Source organism: Chryseobacterium electrogenes (genome assembly GCF_053553015.1).
In genome coordinates, this window is record NZ_JBNPPB010000002.1 from 2313848 (window position 1) to 2331230 (window position 17383).

Genomic DNA, 17383 nt, shown 5'->3' on the forward strand with positions numbered 1-17383 from the left:
TCTAAATTATTTCTGTAATGTCAAATATATTTTTTGATTTTTTCCAATGACAGCACCTGCTGAAGGAAACTGTTCACGGATTTTACCAACGCCATTAAACTCTACCCTAAAGCCTAAATTCTCCAACTGCGGAATGACATTTTTCCCGATCAGCCCAACAACATTAGGCATAGAATTACCAGATACTGCGATCTTGGTATTAGGCTCAATCATTTTATCAAGCTTCACTTTTTTATCCTCTAATACTTCTTTCTCTATATTAAGAGGCATCTTGAGAAATGTCTTACCTGCAATTTCTTTAAAAACTGGTGCCGATACAGATCCTCCGTAAAAACCTTTGGATGTATCTGGCTGATTAATCATGACGATACAAGTATATTTCGGGTTGTCGGAAGGATAAAATCCTGCAAACGATGCTTGATATTTTCTAGGTCCAGGTTTCCAATACTCGAAACGGGCGGTTCCTGTTTTACCTGCAATTTTAAGATTTGGTGTATAGATACTTTTCGCGGTTCCTTTTTCTACAGCTTTGGTTAATGCCGATGTCATCATGTTAATCGCTTTATCAGAAGCCATTTTGTTAACCATCACTTCTGGCTTGGCTTCATAAAGAACTTTACCATCTTTCATGATTTTATCAATAAAAAGAGGTTTTACCATTTTACCGTGATTAGCAATACCATTATAGAAAGTTGTTAGCTGTAATAAACTAAAACTAGAAGAATAACCATAAGCCAAAGAGGCTAAAGTCGCTTTGTTCCATCTTTTACTTTGCGGAGTCTGGATAGAAGGACGAGCGATACCTGGTAATTCTATATCCATCTTGTCAAACATCTTCCAACGTTTCCAATGATTGAGAAAAACTTCTGGCTTATCTGCGTAATGTTGTGTAATTATTTTTGCAGCACCCACGTTACTAGACTTCGCCAAAACATCACTTAGATCATAAGTACCTCCACCATGACCATCTGTGATTAATTGTCCTGCATAGTTCCAATTACCGTTACCAATATTTACTTTGGTATTATCATCCACAAAACCATCATCCATAGCTGCCAACAGTGACATTGTTTTGATGATAGAACCCGGTTCTTGAGCATCTTTAATGATATAATTATAAGCATCAACATAAATGCCTGGTTCTGTCCTTCTAAGATTAACCATAGCCTTTACCTTGCCTGTAGCAACTTCCATCACGACAACACAGCCGTGATCTGCATCAAACTTAAGCAACTGATTTTCTAATGCGGTATGCGCAATATCCTGTATCCTAAGATCCAAAGTTGTGTACACATCTTCTCCATCTACTGGCTCTTGTACTTTCCAATAATCAATTGGTTTCCATTGTGCAGAGTTAATACGTTGCTCTAATCTTTTACCGTTAGTTCCGGTTAAATATTTGCTGAAAGCACCTTCTAGTCCGGATTTCAACTCACCATTATCCATCCCGATAGTACCGGCGCCAATCTGAGTCGTCGCTAATTCTCTTTTGTAATTTCTATCAACAATAAAACCGCCTTTATTTTTCCCTTCTTTAAAAATAGGAAAATTCCTAAGTCTATCATATTCGTCAAAATCAAGTCCTTTTACTAATGAATAGTATTGATTTCTCTTGGTTCTCTGTTGTGCTAATCTTTCTCTGAAATAACTTCTTGGCTTGTCAAACATCGCTCCTAAGGAATCTGACAATGCGCCAATGTTTTCTTGATAAATGTTATCCTTCATGGTTTTGAAGTCAAGATACACATCATAACGCATTACGGTTGTTGCCAAAATAGATCCATCGGCGGCATAAAGATTACCTCGCGCAGCATTAAGTGTTGCTTCGCGGTAATTTTTATTAATGTAATCGTCTTTAATCTCCTGAACGTTAGTGTTCTGAAGAATCAATATTCTAATTAAAAATATCACAAAAAGACCAAAAGCTACCAATGCAAAAAGGTAGCCCCATCTCAATGCTCTTGAGCGTCTCTTTTCGTAATCATTGTTTTGGTTTGACATCTGTGCTATCTAGTTTTACAAGAATTTTCATAGGGTGATTTTCTAGTGTCATTAATGAATCTGACAACATTTCTTTTCCCAATTCGGATTCTAATTTTATTTTAATTAACTTACTTTGAGCATAGGCATTTCTAGATTTATACTCTTCGGTTTGTTCTTTAAGCTGATTAACTCTTTTTATTTTACCATTAACCAAGTGATTGCTATAGATCATAGTCATTAACAATGCAAATATTAATGCAAAATAGGCATAGTGACCTCTAATCTCATCCCGATTAAGGAAATTACCCTTGATGATATCCATAAGGGTTAATTTTTTCTGGGGACGGTTAAAGTTTCTTTTAGCCAATGTTAATTTATTTATATTTTACTAGCGATTCTCATCTTAGCGCTTCTCGCTCTAGAATTTTCTTCTATCTCGATATCATCAGGAACAATCGCTTTGGTTTTTATCAAATCAAATGTTTTTTTGTAATTCCCGTAAATATCACGCTGAGGCTCTCCCTCAAACATACCGTTTTTCATAAAACGCTTTACCAATCTATCTTCTAATGAATGGTAAGAAATCACAACCAAACGCCCTTCTGACTTCAATATATTATAAGACTGAAGAAGCATCTCCTTCAAAACTTCTAATTCTTGATTAACCTCTATACGAACCGCCTGAAACAATTGTGCAAAAAACTTATTACTCTTATGAGATGGCATATAGAAAAACACATCTTTAAGATCTTGTGTCGTTTCTATCGTTTTATTTTTACGATGATGCACAATTTCTCTCGCCAACTTTCTCGCTTCTCTCAACTCTCCATAATGATAGAAAATATCAGCTAGTTGTTCTTCTTCAAAATTATTAATGACACGCTTTGCATCTAGACCTTGCATCACATTCATCCTCATATCTAACGGCGCACTATTTCTTATAGAAAAACCTCTTTCTGCTTCGTCAAACTGATGTGAAGATACTCCCAAATCACCTAAAACACCATCAACTTGAGTTACCCCATACATCAACAAAGAGTTCTCTAGAAATCTGAAATTCTGATTAATCAAAGTAAACCTCTCATCATCAATACTATTCTGAAGTGCATCTGTATCTTGATCAAAAGAATACAACCTACCTTTCTCTGACAATCTAGAAAGAATCTCTCTAGAGTGCCCACCACCACCAAATGTTACATCCACATAGATGCCATCAGGATTCACAACCAAAGCATCCACGCTTTGTTTTAATAATACAGGATTATGATACATCATCAAGGATATTTGTGCCCATTATTTCTTCTGCCAAACTAGCAAAGTCTACAGCATCTGCCGTTATAACTTTCTCATATGCGTCTTTATCCCAAATCTCAAATAATTCTCCCGCACTAGTTATTACCAAATCTTTGGAAAGACCAGAAAATAGAACGAGATCTTTAGAAATTTGCAATCTACCTGCGGAATCTAGTTCTACTATTTTCACACCTGCAGTAAATTGTCTGATAAAGTCAGCATTTTTCTTTACGAAACGATTAAGGCTATTAATCTTTTCCATAAGCTTATCCCAAGGCTTCATTGGATAAACTTCTAAACAATTTTGAAACACAGCACGCTTAACCACAAAAGCCTCATCAGCAAAGCTCTCCATCTGCTTAATAAGCGAAGTCGGAAGCTTCACACGACCCTTGTCGTCAATCTTACATTCATATGTGCCTATAAAATGTTTCATTTGGGACAAATTTAGAGAAAATTTTTCCACTTATTACCACTTTCACCCACAATATTACTTAATGTTTATAACTTTATTGTTAAAGAAATCTTAAATACAATGCTTTGATTGTAAACAAATTAAAGGTACAAACACAGAAAAAACAGATTAGTAAAGCTTTTACACAAATTACACATCAAAATACATAGCTCAAAAATGAAAATTTAAAAGGTAAAACAAGATAAAAAAGAAAGCCTTAAAGAAGCATATCTTGTATGCTTAACATTGTTTTATGTTAAATATTTAAAAAATTATATGTAAAAAAGGCTTGTAAAAAGGATAATTTAGCTTTTATTTGTATTTTTGCATGGCTTATTTACGAGCATTCTTATGATTTTTAAAACGAAAAAAAATAAAAAATTCAGTTACATCGAATCTGGTGATGGTCATTCTTTAGTCCTTTTGCATGGGTTAATGGGTGGTCTGAGCAATTTCGATAATACTGTCAACTACTTTTCAGAACGAGGCTACAAAGTTTTCGTTCCAGAATTGCCTATATACGACCTCCCAATTCTTAACACCAATCTTACTACAATCGCAAAGTATGTCATCAAGTTTATTGAAGAGCATATCAATGAGCCTGTAACGATTGTTGGTAATTCTATGGGTGGCCATGTTGGATTAATATTAACATTGGCTAGACCAGATCTTGTTAAAAACTTGGTTCTAACGGGAAGCTCTGGCTTATATGAAAGGACTTTTGGAGACAGCTTCCCTCGTAAGAGCGACAAAGATTACATTAAGAAGAAAACCCAAGAGGTTTTTTACAATCCAGATGTTGCTACAGATGAGTTAGTAGATGAAGTTTTTGCCGTAGTTAACGACAGGATGAAAGGTATAAAAACTGTTATGCTAGCGCGAAGCGCCATAAAGCACAATATGCTGCATGACCTGCCTAAGATAACTTGCCCAACTTGTCTAATCTGGGGAAAACAAGACAATGTAACACCTCCGGAAGTTGCAGAAGATATGCATAAATTTATCCCAAATTCTGATCTTTACTGGATAGAAGAATGCGGACATGCTGCCATGATGGAAAAGCCAAATGAGTTTAATGACACGCTCTACCATTGGCTACAGAAAGTAATGTAAGCAAAATTAATACTAATAAAAATCTAACCATTAAGAATTAAAAAGACTTCTAAATCTAATTGTTCTTAATGGTTTTTAATTATAAAACTATGCTGATAAAAACTGCAGAATTTGTAAAAAGTAGCGGAAAGTGGCAAGATTGCCCAGAGCCAACAATGGCAGAATATGCATTTATAGGAAGATCCAACGTTGGAAAATCTTCATTAATCAATGCGTTAATGAACCGCAAAGATCTTGCAAAAACATCTCAAACACCCGGAAAAACACAATTGATTAATCATTTTATCGTAAATGACAATTGGTATCTAACAGATTTACCCGGATATGGCTACGCTAGAGTTTCTAAAAGCTTACGAAAAGATTTTGAAAAATTAATCACCAATTATATCCTCAATCGTAAAAATCTTGTTAATCTATTTGTATTGGTTGATGTAAGACATACTCCACAAAAAATTGATTTAGAGTTTATGCAATGGTGTGGAGAAAGCGGTATTCCTTTTTCTATTGTCTTTACAAAGGCGGACAAAATGAAACCCGGTGGTGCAGACCGCAATGTTATTGCTTACCAAGACGAACTTCTTAAAAGTTGGGAAGATTATCCTACCATGTATGTTACTTCTGCTGAAAAGAAAACTGGAGGCGACGAGATCCTTAGCTTCATTGCCAGAACTAACGAATACCTTATTAAAAATAAAATCAATTTTTCTGAATGATCATCTGGAGTGTCAAAAATTTTGAAGAATTAACAACCAAAGAGCTTTACGGCATCTTAAAGGTAAGGCAGGAAGTTTTTGTTGTAGAGCAAGAAGCGGCTTATCTTGATGCAGACGATACCGACCAAAAAGCTATCCATATTTGGGCAGAGAAAGACGGTAAAGTCGTGGCATATTGTAGAGTTTTTGACCAAGGCATAAAATACCAAGAATCGAGTATTGGTCGTGTATTAACACATCCCGACTACAGAAAACTAAAGCTTGGTCGTCAATTAGTTGCTTATGCTATAGATGTTATAGAAAATCGCTACAAGACGCCATCTATCAGAATATCAGCACAAGATTATTTAATTAATTTTTACAGTGACTTCGGCTTTATTCCGACGGATAAAAAATACTTAGAAGACAACTTACCACATACAGAGATGTATAGAAAATAAATAAGACTCAACCTAGGTTGAGTCTTATTCAAAAAATGTAAAGTGGTCGTATAAGTTATTATGATTAAGTGCGTGTTTTTTACTTTACATTTCCCAAAATTAGATGACAAAGGTAAAAACTTGTATTGCTATATTTTTACGGTTTTCCGTATTCTGATGTTATTTTTTTTTAAATTAACCTCGACTTTTTACAAAAATCAACTAATTGCTCGTTGCTAATTACTTTCAAGATACCACGAAGCTGGTTAATTCTTTTTTCCACACTACTCAATCCACAAGGCTTGATATTATTATTTTTCAAGTAAAAAGGAATATGCTTAACCAACATTCCTTGAGCCAATAGAGAAATCAATACAATATCGTAATCAGAAAACTCATAAGAATTAACTCTTCTGACAGATTTTTTTAGATCTATGGTTAAATATTTTCCATTTTTGGACAATGCCGTTATGGCACGCTTAAGATCTCCCGTCTCGTATTTTGATTTTCTCACATAAGCATCAATACGTCTTTCTTTAAAAAGTCTACCAATAACGGAAGACTTAATATCAGTTGAGAAAACGATCACCTTAATATCTGGCTGCACCTCTTTCACAACTTCTATAAGATCTTCTCCGGATCTAAACTGTTGTAAATAATGATTATCTTCAAAATTAAGATCGGTTATTAATAAATCGTAGGTATCACCTTTACTTAAAGCTTTTTGAACTTTAGAGAATGCATCATCACAATAACAAACATGATCGACTTTAGAAATAGACAATTCTGAAACTATATCTTGAGCAGACACTTGAGAATTAACATAATTTTCAGCAATTAAAACGTTATTAAACATCATAATACATGGATTTATACCTCTGATACATCAATAGAAATCTTTCATTTCTATAGTCCAAAGATAAATTCTCACCACTCAATAAAAATACGGAAAACCATATTGAGGATATTATTTAACATATAGACCATTCTAATTAATGTAAGTCGCAAAAGCTTTTTCGTCATTTTGATAATGAGTTCTTAAAACAATAGAATTTCTGAAATCACATACCAGTTATATTGAAACGCAATTCTTTTTATATCTTATATTTGCAATCCACAAATGTCTATCACAGTTTTAGAAACATACCTTCCTCCCAATTGCCTTCCGTTGCTTAAGAAATGGTTTGGTAATCATACGATCCATATCAAGATTACTAAAAATCGCAATTCTAAGCTTGGTGATTACAGAAAATTACAAGACAATAGCCATCAGATTACAATCAATTCTACATTAGAACCGCAATTATTTTTCTTTGTATTAACCCACGAGCTGGCACATCTTATAGCCTTTAATGATTATAAAAGAATTGAAGCTCATGGCAAAGAATGGAAACTAGTATTTGGTACAATGCTTCTAGAAAGTCTTGATATTTACGAAAAAGAATTACAATTAATTCTTATAAAATTTTCCAAGAGTCCGAAAGCTAATTTTATGTCTAGTCATGACTTGGTAAGATTTTTTCATGCTAAAGACCTGTCTTCTAACGAAAATTTTTTAGAAAATTTAGAAGTCGGCGCACAATTTATTTACCATCAAGAACGTTACACCATTGAGGAAATTAGAAAAAAACTGTACCTTTGTGTTCATTTCACAAATGGAAAAAAATATTTGTTTAAACCACTAACTAAAGTTCTAAAAACTTAAAAACATGAGCAATAATTATTGCGTAATAATGGCTGGTGGAATTGGAAGTCGCTTTTGGCCAATGAGCACAAAAAAATATCCTAAACAATTCCATGATATATTAGGAACTGGTAGGACAATGATCCAACAGACCTACGACAGAATCAACCAAATTATTCCTAAAAGCAACATCTTCGTTATAACTAATGAAGAATATATAGATCTTGTACATCATCAACTTCCTGATCTCCCGATTAATAATATTGTTGGAGAACCAGCGATGAAAAATACTTCAGCTTGTAACTTATACATGGCAAGAAAGATTGAAGAAATTAATCCTAATGCCAAACTTATTATATTACCTGCAGATCATTTAATATTAAAAGAACAAACATTTTTAGAAAAAGTAAATCTTGCTTTTAATATTGTAGAGAACAACGATTATCTTATAACATTAGGTATAACACCTACGCGTCCAGATACTGGCTATGGCTACATTCAGTTTATAGAAGATAAAAGCGAAGTGGTCTCAAAGGTGAAAACTTTTACAGAAAAACCCAATTTAGAAATTGCAAAAACCTTCTTACAATCTGGAGATTTCCTTTGGAATGCTGGGATTTTTGTGTGGAGTGCCAAAAGTATCATTGCTGCGTTTAGAAAATTCTTGCCGGATATGTCGCAATTGTTTGATAGTTGTGATTATAATGCAAAGAATGAACAACAGTGCATAGAGCTTATTTATCCTAAAATATCTAAAATATCTATTGACAACGGCATATTAGAAAAAGCTGACAACGTCTACGTTATCCCCGCCAATCTTGGCTGGAGCGATCTTGGCACTTGGACATCTGTCTATAGCAACGCTCAAAAGGATGACGACAACAACGCCATGAATTCTAAAAATATTTTGACTTACAACACAAAAGGTAATGTAATTAGAATAAAAAACCAAAACAAAGCTGTAATCGTTGATGGACTAAAGAATTATATTGTTGTAGATACAGAAAAAGCTTTGCTTATCTGCCCTAGAGACAATGATCAATTGATAAAAGATTACGTTCTCGATCTTAAAAATCTTAAGAAAGGAGGGCGATTCATGTAATACCCTTCATCATAAATTATACAATGCTTTAGTTATTCTAAAGCATTTTTCTTTTATATATATTATATCAGTGATTTTTTTTTAACTTTATAATAAACAAACACAAATGCTGGTAAAAATATATGGAAGCACCATCCAAGGTGTTTCTGCCCAAACAATTACGATAGAAGTTAATGTAGACCAAGGGATTGGTTATCATCTCGTAGGACTTCCTGACAATGCTATCAAAGAAAGTAGTTATCGTATTTCGGCAGCGCTTAAGAATGTCGGATACAAACTTCCTGGCAAAAAAATAACCATTAATCTAGCACCAGCAGATCTCAGAAAAGAAGGTTCGGCCTACGATCTTAGCATTGCAATAGGGATTTTGGCCGCATCTGATATGATAAAATCCGAGAAAGTAGGCAAGTATATTATCATGGGAGAACTTTCTTTGGATGGAGGATTACAACCTTTACGTGGCGTATTGCCCATTGCGATAAAAGCAAGAGAAGAAGGTTTCCAAGGAATTATTTTACCTAAACAAAATGCCAACGAAGCAGCAATTGTCAACAATCTAGAAGTCTACGGCATTGAGAATATTAAAGAGGTTATTGATTTTTTTAATGAAGAAATAACACTTACGCCGACTGTGGTGGACACCCGGAAACAATTTCAAGAAAAGATATTGTTGTTTCCTTTTGATTTTTCTGAGGTTAAAGGTCAAGACATCGCAAAACGCGCCATGGAAGTAGCCGCAGCTGGTGGACATAACATCATCTTAATTGGTCCTCCAGGAAGTGGCAAAACGATGTTGGCAAAGCGTGTCCCAAGCATCTTACCACCACTTAATATGAAAGAAGCTTTGGAAACAACCAAGATTCATTCTGTGGCAGGAAAGATGGGAGCAGAAACCTCATTAATGACGATTCGTCCTTTCCGGTCACCTCATCACACGATTTCTGATGTTGCTTTAGTTGGTGGCGGGAGTAATCCTCAACCTGGAGAAATATCCTTGGCTCATAATGGTGTTTTATTTCTGGACGAAATGCCCGAGTTTAAAAGAAGCGTTTTAGAAGTCATGCGCCAACCGTTAGAAGATCGTGAAGTAACCATCTCTAGAGCGAGGTTTACCGTTAATTATCCCGCAAGTTTTATGTTAGTCGCTAGCATGAATCCCAGCCCATCTGGATTTTTTCCGGATGATCCCAATAACACATCCTCTTCTTTTGAGATGCAACGTTATATGAATAAATTATCAGGACCACTGCTGGACAGAATTGATATTCATATTGAAGTTCAAAAAGTAGAATTTGACCAACTAACCGCCAAACGTAAAGGTGAAAGTAGCCAGGCCATCAGAGAGCGTGTAATCATGGCGAGAGACATCCAGACAGAGCGTTATGTCAACTCTAATATTAATTATAATGCCCAAATGGGGCCTAAAGATATTGAAGCGCATTGCCAACTAGACGAAACATCCAAGGCCTTAGTGAAACACGCTATGGAAAAACTAAACCTTTCGGCGAGAGCTTACGACAGGATTCTAAAAGTTTCCAGAACGATTGCTGATCTAGAACAATCAAAAAACATTGAGACACATCATATCTCAGAAGCCATACAATACCGTAGTCTAGACCGCGATTTTTGGAACGTTTAAGAATTAAGATATTGATTGAGAACCGTTAATCTATTGATAATAGGCAAAGCAAAAATTCCGCTTTTCTGTAGGTAGCTTTCGTAGAATAATTTAGCCTTTTCAGCGTCGTCTTTATTTTGATTTTGAGTAAAATGAAACTGAAAAACATTACCTAACATTTCATAATAATCAACATGATCTTTGGTTTCGCGCTGATCAACAAGAGCTACAATATCTTCTTTTGAGAGCGCAGAAAGTGTTTTGTAATCGATTTTAAAAATATCTTTCATCAAAGAATCGAAATCCAAATCTTTTTGCATCAAGCTTTCTTCAGGTTTCCCTAATAAAATCCTGTCTAAAGCTTGCGTCAATTGACGTATTAGTCGTAATGTAAAATCTTTATCTTGTATCATAATTTATCCAAAAAACATATAAGCCAACGTAATGGCAGTGATTACACCAACTAGATCTGCAAGTAACATCGCACCTACTGTATATCTAGTATTTTTTATCCCAATAGAACCGAAATACACGGCAATCACATAAAATGTAGTATCTGAGCTTCCTTGCAATATCGCCGATAATCTTCCTGGGAAACTATCTGCGCCAAAAGTTGTCATTGTATCGACCATCATGCCTCTCGCTCCAGAACCCGACAATGGTTTTATTAAAGCAGTTGGCAAACCATCTACAAACTTTGTATCAAGATGTGTGGCACTTGCGAGCCATTTCATTCCGTCTATAATAACTTCGAAAACACCACTTGTTCTTAATAACGAAATCGCAATTAGCATTCCTACTAAGTAAGGAATAATCTTAACACAAGTGGTAAAACCATCTTTCGCACCATCTATAAAAGCATCAAAAATATTGATTTTCTTATAAATCGCACCTAAAACAATCGCTAGAAAAATGAACAATATTAGTCCATTGCTCAATACTTTACTGAAAACATCCAATTCGTTTTTACTTAATTGAACCAAGTAAACAACTAACAACGCGATAATGGCAGAAATGCCACCAACATAGGCTAAAACAATCGGCTGAAACAAATTAATTTTTTGTTTGATAGAAACAATAATCATCGCCGCCATCGTTGCAAAAAATGTCGCAATCATACACGGCAAAAATATATCTGTTGGTGTCTCTGAGCCCATAGATGATCGGATTGCAATAATCGAAACAGGAATTAAAGTCAAGCCACTCGCATGCAGACACAAAAACATAATTTGCGCATTGCTCGCTTTATCTTTGCTAGGATTAAGACTTTGTAAACTCTCCATCGCCTTGAGTCCAAAAGGCGTCGCAGCGTTATCTAAACCCAAAAGATTAGCGCTAAAATTAAGCATCATATGCCCGAAAGATGGATGATTTTTTGGGACTTCTGGGAATAATTTAGAGAAAAATGGCTGGATTAATCTACTTAATAAATTAATGCCGCCTGCTTTTTCTGCAATGCTCATAAAGCCCATGAAAAGAGCCATAATACCTATAAGCTTTAGACAGATATTAACGGCAGTCTCACTTGTCCCAATAACGCCATCTGTTGTCTGTATCCTATAAACATTGACTTTATCAGTAGTTGCATCTTTTTTATAATGAATATGTGATTCCTCGTAATTATTATTTTTAAGTAAATTCTGCTGAATATTAATAGGAAAATCAGCCATCGGTTTTTGAGTAATTTTTATGGTATCTCCACCTTTCCCTACAACCATATCATTAAAAATCTCTTTATAATGATCAGAAGAAAGATATTTTATGCTTGCAACAGCAATTGCAATGATAATAAATGCAGACCAAATGCGACTTAAAGCCATAGAATAATCAAATTTTGGTAAAAGTAAGTTATTTAATAAAAAGCTAAAAAATAATTGTCAAAAGTTTTTCATTTTTTCAAATAAAAAAACATGACAAACTTCATTATATTTATTTATTCTAAATAAATACATTTGTAGAAAAATAAAATTATGCTCAAAAAATATATTTTAGTATTAAGTTTAGGAGTAATATGTGCTGCCAATGCTCAAGAAAATTGCACTAAAACAATTGCAGGAAATAACGTAGGTGACAAGGGTTGTGTCACGTTGACTTACCAAAACAAAAATGTTTCTTACACCACTGTAAGAGCGGCGGACGGTAACGAGTGGTTACAACAAAATTTGGGAAGTAGCAAAGTTGCAGCAAGTATAGATGATGAAGCTGCAAGAGGTGACTATTTTCAATATGGTAGATGGGATGATGGTCATCAACTAAAAGACTCAGAAATGAGCGAAGAATACCCAACACCCAACAATCCGCTAGGTCTAGGTAACGGGAATAAAATATTTTACATTAATGGCGGAAGTCCATGGACAAAAGATTACACAGGCTGGTTTGCTAATCCTTTGCAGAATGATACGTGGTCTGCTAGATCTCTTAAAGACGTAACAGCAAATAACGGCATGGATCCTTGTAGTGCAATTGGAGAAAATTGGGAAATGCCAAGCGAAGCAGATTGGAACAACGTTATGACAAAAGAAAACATATTTCCCAGACCACAAGGCTCAACCAATAATGGTATAACGAGAGCCTTTAATAGTAATCTTAAAATAGCTGGAGCAGGTTCTCGAAAAAATGAAACTTTTGCCTTTGAAGGGACACGTGCATATATCTGGACAAAGACAGCAAGTAGTAATCCTGATTTTTATCGCTATGTATACCTTGGTATAGCACCAACTAGCTCAACAGGATTTGGTGGTGATGCAAAAAGTTATGGTTATAGTGTAAGATGTATTAATAAGTCACAAAACTTAGGTGTAGATCTTGTAAATAAAGTTAATGATCTTAAAATAAGTCCCAATCCTACTGATAAATATATTAATGTACAATCTTCACAAGAGATTTCTAACATTAAAATCATTAATACTAACGGCCAAGTTGTATTAGAAACCAAGGCTACAACGATTAACGTTGAGAAATTTTCTGCAGGTATTTATTTTATGACCATTGAACTAAAAAATGGAGGAACTGAAAATAAAAAATTCATTAAAAAATAATAATTGTCATCATATTGAATCAAAGCTTAGGTATTTTACCTAAGCTTTTTGCATTTACATATAGAAACATTCTAATAAACAACTATAAAACAATCAATTACACAAATATAAAAACGTTGAAATATTGAAAAAACGAGCTGAATATCAAATAAAAAATTTTCATCTTAACAAGATTAACAAAGCAATAAAAACACCTAAACATCTGATAATCAATATAAAACACTTAACAATCTGATAATCAGTAAATAAAACAAATTAGACATGAAATAATTTTATATGAAATAAACACAAATATTTAATATAAAATACAAATTAAATAATTATTAATAATTAAAAACAACAAACCGACAAAAAAAATACCTAACTTTAGTGAAACCAATAATCAATATTATGAAAACAAAAATTATTATTTTCGCATGCTTGATAATTTTTTCTTTATCTAGCGCACAAGTTGGGATTAATACAGAAAACCCAGATCCATCTTCTGTATTAGATATTACATCTGATAACAAAGGTGTATTATTACCTAGAATTACACTTACTTCCTTAAGTCAACAGCTCTCTAGCTCGACAAATGCAACATCCTTACTAATCTACAACACTGGTTCACAAAACGTTCCTAAGGGCTTCTATAGTTGGAGTGGTGCTGCTTGGATACCACTCACTGCTGCTCCTTCTGCATCCGCTGCTTCTAAATATTTTTATATGCCATCCATTATATTACCTACTAACAGTAATGATGCATTGATAGGAACTGGTGAAGCAGCAGATTATACTTATGATAATACCAATCAAATTTATAAAGTAAAAACATATAAGTTATTCAATAAAAAATTCACCTCACCTGTAGCAGCAAGCTCTACAACTACTGCTAATTTGTCAGAATTTGTACAAAATGCCAGCGATTACGATTACTATGTAATTTCTGTAGACTCTAACGTTTTTACTAATGTATCTATCGATGCAGATGGTATATTAACTTATAAAATTAATTCTAATGCTATTATAAGAAATGGTTCTTTTATGAATATTGTATTAAGAGTTAGGTAATTGATAATCAATTATCAAAATTTATTTAATCTTAAAAACATATCAAAATGAAACCTATAAAATATAACAACATTTATATTGTCTTAATTCTACTTTTGCTGCCCTTAAGTTTTGTTAAATCTCAGTTTATTGCAAAAGAGAATTTTGTCAAAAATATATTAGAATCTCCGATGCAATATGTCTCGACGCCAGATCAAATTGATAACTCGACGCTTGGCTTACTGTATGACTTTAATAACCTCTCATCTGGAGGAAATAATTTAGCAATAGCATATGATCCTGGAAGCATCAGTACGCCTGCGACAATTGTATGTGATGGCAGTATCATTAAAATCAATAGTACAGGTGCAGCAACAGGTGTTGGATTAGGTAGTTATCATTATACTTTTCAAGTAAGTAATGATAATGGTGTAACATGGACAGATGCTTCAGATGAGAAAATAGGGACTCCTGCTTTCGAATTCACAGTATATGAAGGGGCTATGAGAATTAGAAGAAAAGTTAGGTTTGCTAATCTATTAGGAGGAACACTAGATACAATGTATACACTTCCTATTGACATACAAGTTCTAAAAAATCATATCTCATTTAGCAATGGTAATAGTTTTGTAGTTGCTAAAGGAAGTTCTATTAATATCCCAAATATTACTACATCTTATGAAAGTAATATTACTATTACAGATCAAAATGGAACTATAGTAACACAAGGGCAAAACATTACTTATAACACCGTTGGGACATATACTTATACCGTTGCTGCTAAGGCGGTTGCTGCGCCAAGATGTGAGAATATTTCATCTATAACCGTGGATGTATACGACCTAAGCAATTGTAATGAAACAACTGAAAAAATATTTGCGACCGATCAATCTTGGAACTCAATTGGGCTTTTATTTATTCCTTTAGGAAATGTCACTAATCCTACAAATGCTGTAGATGGTGATATGTCTACCCATTCTGAAATAGGAGTTAACGTCGGGCTTTTAGGTCTTGGTACCACTTGGCAGAACCTTAAGTTTACCAATAAAGTGAACAAGGGCACACCGGTTAAAATAAAAATGGGACAAGATTACAGCTTGCTTCAAGTAATAGGAGGTATAACCATTACAGCAATAGACCAAAATGACAATCGTATTGGACCACTTGTTGGAGTTGGAGAAGGCGCATTGCTTGATCTGTTGGTTGGAGACAATGTCTTCGAGTTTTCTTTTATCCCAAGAGGAAATGATGGGAAACCTATAGATTACCATGGTGTGCGTATTAATCTCGGATCTGTTCTCACAGTTGCCAATAGAGCAAAAGTATATGGCGACTATTACGAAAAGAAACAGACAGTAGGAAGCAATTGTACATTAACACCAATTATAGTGAACGGCGCAGCAAAACCTGCAGATTACACAGGATCTGTTAAACTTAATCCTTTTGTTGATGACGTTCTTTGGGGCGTAGAAGATATGGGATTAGGTGTAGCGACAGCATTATCGTCAGTGGTACATCCCTATCTTGCGGTGGATGATAATATGGATTCTTATGCTGTTTTCAGTAGGGCAGTCGCAGCGCTTAATAGACAAAAACTTAATATAAAACTAAGACATATCGCAAGACCAGGTGACGAAATAAGAATTGTCATGGGCGGTTTCGAAGTCCCACTAGTAGATGTTAGCCTATTAACAGCGTTCAAAGTGCAACGTTATTTAGGAAATACTAAAGTTGGCCCAGAGGTTCCTGGTTCTCAATTCAAGCTATTAGACCTTAATCTTCTTGGTCTTTTAGGCAGCACAGGACACAGACGAGCATTAATTGTATCAAGTATTAATCAACCTTTTGATCGGATAGAGATAAGTTATACCAGTGTGGTACAAGTTTCATTACTAGGAGATTACACTTATATTTATGATGTATCAATCATGCCAAAAATGGTCTTTGATGGACAAAATCCTAACGACCCTAATATTGTAACGCCGTTATGTGCTGCAGATTATCTAAAAGTTACCAAATCCGACTTGTGTACAACTTACAATATTTCTTTTGCGTACGCTAATAAAACTGGTGAGACCATTACCAGCTTTACTGAAATTGCTAACTCGGCATTATTAAAGATTGAAGAAACGTCCACTTTTAATTTTTATGAATTTAAAACCTTGCACAGCCAATATGCGGATAATTTATATTTAAAAGTTCAGACCAAAAGACAGGGTTGTGACTACGGCAGTCCACAATATATTAAAGTCAATCTTAAAAATTGCCTGGATGCAGTTGTAAATCCTGTACTTAAAACAACTGCTAGACATTAAAATACATTTTAATTAAAACAATTTGTTTACTAAAAAGGTCGAAATTGATATTTCGACCTTTTTTATAATTGTAAAACATGTTATCTTATAACTACTTTTTTATTCTTCCAAATACACTAGTCGGTCATCTAAAATTTGGTCTACATGTTTTAATATAATAGCTTCAGCGGTTTTCTTCTTTAATTCTTCAATAAAAAAGGAACTTTCAAAAAATTGTCGGTGTGTACCAGGCAATAAACTCATGAAGTAATCCATTCCTATTTTGTTATTATGAAGGTCCATCATCGTCTCTAAAGCTTTGTTAGGGAAAAGATCCTCGTGCAGGTCAGTAAGCTTTTTGCACCATATCAAAGACTTTTGTGGTGATGATACTTTGCAGAAATACATCATGATCATACACATCCAAAAACTATGTCTGAAAGCGTTGCCTTCTCCATTGGTATTACTCGTCTTTGGATAAAGCTTTTTAGCAATATTAAAGGCTTTAAAACTAGCATAAAAATACAATATTGAGAATAACGGATGTGCTATCCCTATCCCAAGAATAGTCATTATCTTATTAAAAGACAATGATCGCAGTGCGCCAACAAAAATCTGAATAAACTTTCTCATACAAAAAACT

17 protein-coding genes are annotated in these 17383 nt (G+C 34.2%); 9 read left to right on the plus strand and 8 right to left on the minus strand.

Going from position 1 to position 17383, the window contains the following annotated elements; all coding sequences use genetic code 11:
• Window positions 1-6: 6 nt before the first annotated feature.
• From ACQQ6V_RS10640 to mraZ, 4 genes are read right to left on the minus strand one after another with little or no spacing between them, the layout of a single operon-like run.
• Entirely contained in the window at window positions 7-2001 is a 1995-nt protein-coding gene (locus ACQQ6V_RS10640; protein ID WP_448845500.1) for a PASTA domain-containing penicillin-binding protein, read from the minus strand.
• Window positions 1982-2350 (minus strand): FtsL-like putative cell division protein, encoded by a 369-nt coding sequence (locus ACQQ6V_RS10645; protein WP_448845501.1) that lies wholly within the window; start codon window positions 2348-2350, stop codon window positions 1982-1984. The genes ACQQ6V_RS10640 and ACQQ6V_RS10645 overlap by 20 nt, the downstream gene beginning before the upstream one ends.
• Before the next feature lie 11 nt (window positions 2351-2361).
• Entirely contained in the window at window positions 2362-3255 is an 894-nt protein-coding gene (gene rsmH, locus ACQQ6V_RS10650; RefSeq protein ID WP_448846199.1) for a 16S rRNA (cytosine(1402)-N(4))-methyltransferase RsmH, read from the minus strand.
• The gene (mraZ, locus tag ACQQ6V_RS10655) at window positions 3245-3712 is read right to left on the minus strand and encodes a division/cell wall cluster transcriptional repressor MraZ (RefSeq protein WP_448845502.1); all 468 of its coding nucleotides are present in this window, start codon (window positions 3710-3712) and stop codon (window positions 3245-3247) included. The genes rsmH and mraZ overlap by 11 nt, the downstream gene beginning before the upstream one ends.
• 369 nt (window positions 3713-4081) lie before the next feature.
• Here mraZ and ACQQ6V_RS10660 point away from each other — a divergent pair, with 369 nt between their 5' ends.
• From ACQQ6V_RS10660 to ACQQ6V_RS10670, 3 genes are all read left to right on the plus strand, one after another.
• Complete coding sequence (locus tag ACQQ6V_RS10660; protein ID WP_448845503.1) at window positions 4082-4843, plus strand: alpha/beta fold hydrolase; 762 nt, start codon at window positions 4082-4084, stop codon at window positions 4841-4843.
• Between the two features lie 89 nt (window positions 4844-4932).
• Window positions 4933-5556, plus strand: a complete 624-nt coding sequence (gene yihA / locus ACQQ6V_RS10665) for a ribosome biogenesis GTP-binding protein YihA/YsxC (protein WP_448845504.1) — start codon at window positions 4933-4935, stop codon at window positions 5554-5556.
• A complete protein-coding gene (locus ACQQ6V_RS10670) occupies window positions 5553-5996 on the plus strand; it encodes a GNAT family N-acetyltransferase (RefSeq protein WP_448845505.1) in 444 nt (147 codons plus the stop codon). Before yihA ends, ACQQ6V_RS10670 begins: the two co-directional genes overlap by 4 nt.
• 169 nt (window positions 5997-6165) lie before the next feature.
• On the opposite strand, the gene ACQQ6V_RS10675 is transcribed toward ACQQ6V_RS10670, so the two are convergent.
• Window positions 6166-6834 (minus strand): response regulator, encoded by a 669-nt coding sequence (locus ACQQ6V_RS10675; protein WP_448845506.1) that lies wholly within the window; start codon window positions 6832-6834, stop codon window positions 6166-6168.
• Window positions 6835-7095: 261 nt separating this feature from the next.
• Here ACQQ6V_RS10675 and ACQQ6V_RS10680 point away from each other — a divergent pair, with 261 nt between their 5' ends.
• The 3 genes from ACQQ6V_RS10680 to ACQQ6V_RS10690 all read left to right on the plus strand — a co-directional run bounded on the left by ACQQ6V_RS10680 (window position 7096) and on the right by ACQQ6V_RS10690 (window position 10400).
• Window positions 7096-7680 (plus strand): SprT-like domain-containing protein, encoded by a 585-nt coding sequence (locus ACQQ6V_RS10680; RefSeq protein ID WP_448845507.1) that lies wholly within the window; start codon window positions 7096-7098, stop codon window positions 7678-7680.
• A 4-nt stretch (window positions 7681-7684) separates the two neighbouring features.
• A complete protein-coding gene (locus ACQQ6V_RS10685) occupies window positions 7685-8761 on the plus strand; it encodes a mannose-1-phosphate guanylyltransferase (protein ID WP_448845508.1) in 1077 nt (358 codons plus the stop codon).
• 106 nt (window positions 8762-8867) lie between these two features.
• Window positions 8868-10400 (plus strand): YifB family Mg chelatase-like AAA ATPase, encoded by a 1533-nt coding sequence (locus tag ACQQ6V_RS10690; protein ID WP_448845509.1) that lies wholly within the window; start codon window positions 8868-8870, stop codon window positions 10398-10400.
• On the opposite strand, the gene ACQQ6V_RS10695 is transcribed toward ACQQ6V_RS10690, so the two are convergent.
• Both ACQQ6V_RS10695 and ACQQ6V_RS10700 read right to left on the minus strand, forming a co-directional pair.
• Window positions 10397-10792, minus strand: a complete 396-nt coding sequence (locus ACQQ6V_RS10695) for a hypothetical protein (RefSeq protein ID WP_448845510.1) — start codon at window positions 10790-10792, stop codon at window positions 10397-10399. The two genes, ACQQ6V_RS10690 and ACQQ6V_RS10695, sit on opposite strands and share 4 nt — an antisense overlap.
• A 3-nt stretch (window positions 10793-10795) precedes the next feature.
• Window positions 10796-12199 carry a spore maturation protein gene (locus ACQQ6V_RS10700; RefSeq protein ID WP_448845511.1) on the minus strand — a complete coding sequence of 468 codons (1404 nt, stop codon included), beginning with the start codon at window positions 12197-12199 and terminating at the stop codon, window positions 10796-10798.
• 150 nt (window positions 12200-12349) lie between these two features.
• Between ACQQ6V_RS10700 and ACQQ6V_RS10705 the strand changes: the two genes are divergently transcribed.
• The 3 genes from ACQQ6V_RS10705 (at window position 12350) to ACQQ6V_RS10715 (ending at window position 16761) form a co-directional block, all read left to right on the plus strand.
• Window positions 12350-13417, plus strand: coding sequence for a T9SS type A sorting domain-containing protein (locus ACQQ6V_RS10705; RefSeq protein ID WP_448845512.1), 1068 nt, complete (start codon window positions 12350-12352; stop codon window positions 13415-13417).
• A 390-nt stretch (window positions 13418-13807) separates the two neighbouring features.
• On the plus strand, window positions 13808-14467 hold the full coding sequence (locus ACQQ6V_RS10710) for a phage tail-like protein (protein WP_448845513.1): 660 nt from the start codon (window positions 13808-13810) through the stop codon (window positions 14465-14467).
• Window positions 14468-14514: 47 nt separating this feature from the next.
• Complete coding sequence (locus tag ACQQ6V_RS10715; RefSeq protein ID WP_448845514.1) at window positions 14515-16761, plus strand: hypothetical protein; 2247 nt, start codon at window positions 14515-14517, stop codon at window positions 16759-16761.
• A 99-nt stretch (window positions 16762-16860) separates the two neighbouring features.
• Here the strand turns inward: ACQQ6V_RS10715 and ACQQ6V_RS10720 are convergent, their stop codons facing one another.
• The gene (locus tag ACQQ6V_RS10720; RefSeq protein WP_448845515.1) at window positions 16861-17373 is read right to left on the minus strand and encodes a DUF6973 domain-containing protein; all 513 of its coding nucleotides are present in this window, start codon (window positions 17371-17373) and stop codon (window positions 16861-16863) included.
• Between the last annotated feature and the right edge of the window lie 10 nt (window positions 17374-17383).

Coding starts and splice junctions, on each gene's coding strand:
- ACQQ6V_RS10700 (WP_448845511.1), bottom strand. CDS start 12,199: ATGGCTTTAAGTCGCATTTGGTCTGCATTTATTATCATTGCAATTGCT.
- ACQQ6V_RS10710 (WP_448845513.1), top strand. CDS start 13,808: ATGAAAACAAAAATTATTATTTTCGCATGCTTGATAATTTTTTCTTTA.
- ACQQ6V_RS10685 (WP_448845508.1), top strand. CDS start 7,685: ATGAGCAATAATTATTGCGTAATAATGGCTGGTGGAATTGGAAGTCGC.
- ACQQ6V_RS10690 (WP_448845509.1), top strand. CDS start 8,868: ATGCTGGTAAAAATATATGGAAGCACCATCCAAGGTGTTTCTGCCCAA.
- ACQQ6V_RS10695 (WP_448845510.1), bottom strand. CDS start 10,792: ATGATACAAGATAAAGATTTTACATTACGACTAATACGTCAATTGACG.
- rsmH (WP_448846199.1), bottom strand. CDS start 3,255: ATGTATCATAATCCTGTATTATTAAAACAAAGCGTGGATGCTTTGGTT.
- ACQQ6V_RS10705 (WP_448845512.1), top strand. CDS start 12,350: ATGCTCAAAAAATATATTTTAGTATTAAGTTTAGGAGTAATATGTGCT.
- ACQQ6V_RS10680 (WP_448845507.1), top strand. CDS start 7,096: ATGTCTATCACAGTTTTAGAAACATACCTTCCTCCCAATTGCCTTCCG.
- ACQQ6V_RS10675 (WP_448845506.1), bottom strand. CDS start 6,834: ATGATGTTTAATAACGTTTTAATTGCTGAAAATTATGTTAATTCTCAA.
- ACQQ6V_RS10640 (WP_448845500.1), bottom strand. CDS start 2,001: ATGTCAAACCAAAACAATGATTACGAAAAGAGACGCTCAAGAGCATTG.
- mraZ (WP_448845502.1), bottom strand. CDS start 3,712: ATGAAACATTTTATAGGCACATATGAATGTAAGATTGACGACAAGGGT.
- yihA (WP_448845504.1), top strand. CDS start 4,933: ATGCTGATAAAAACTGCAGAATTTGTAAAAAGTAGCGGAAAGTGGCAA.
- ACQQ6V_RS10715 (WP_448845514.1), top strand. CDS start 14,515: ATGAAACCTATAAAATATAACAACATTTATATTGTCTTAATTCTACTT.
- ACQQ6V_RS10660 (WP_448845503.1), top strand. CDS start 4,082: ATGATTTTTAAAACGAAAAAAAATAAAAAATTCAGTTACATCGAATCT.
- ACQQ6V_RS10670 (WP_448845505.1), top strand. CDS start 5,553: ATGATCATCTGGAGTGTCAAAAATTTTGAAGAATTAACAACCAAAGAG.
- ACQQ6V_RS10720 (WP_448845515.1), bottom strand. CDS start 17,373: ATGAGAAAGTTTATTCAGATTTTTGTTGGCGCACTGCGATCATTGTCT.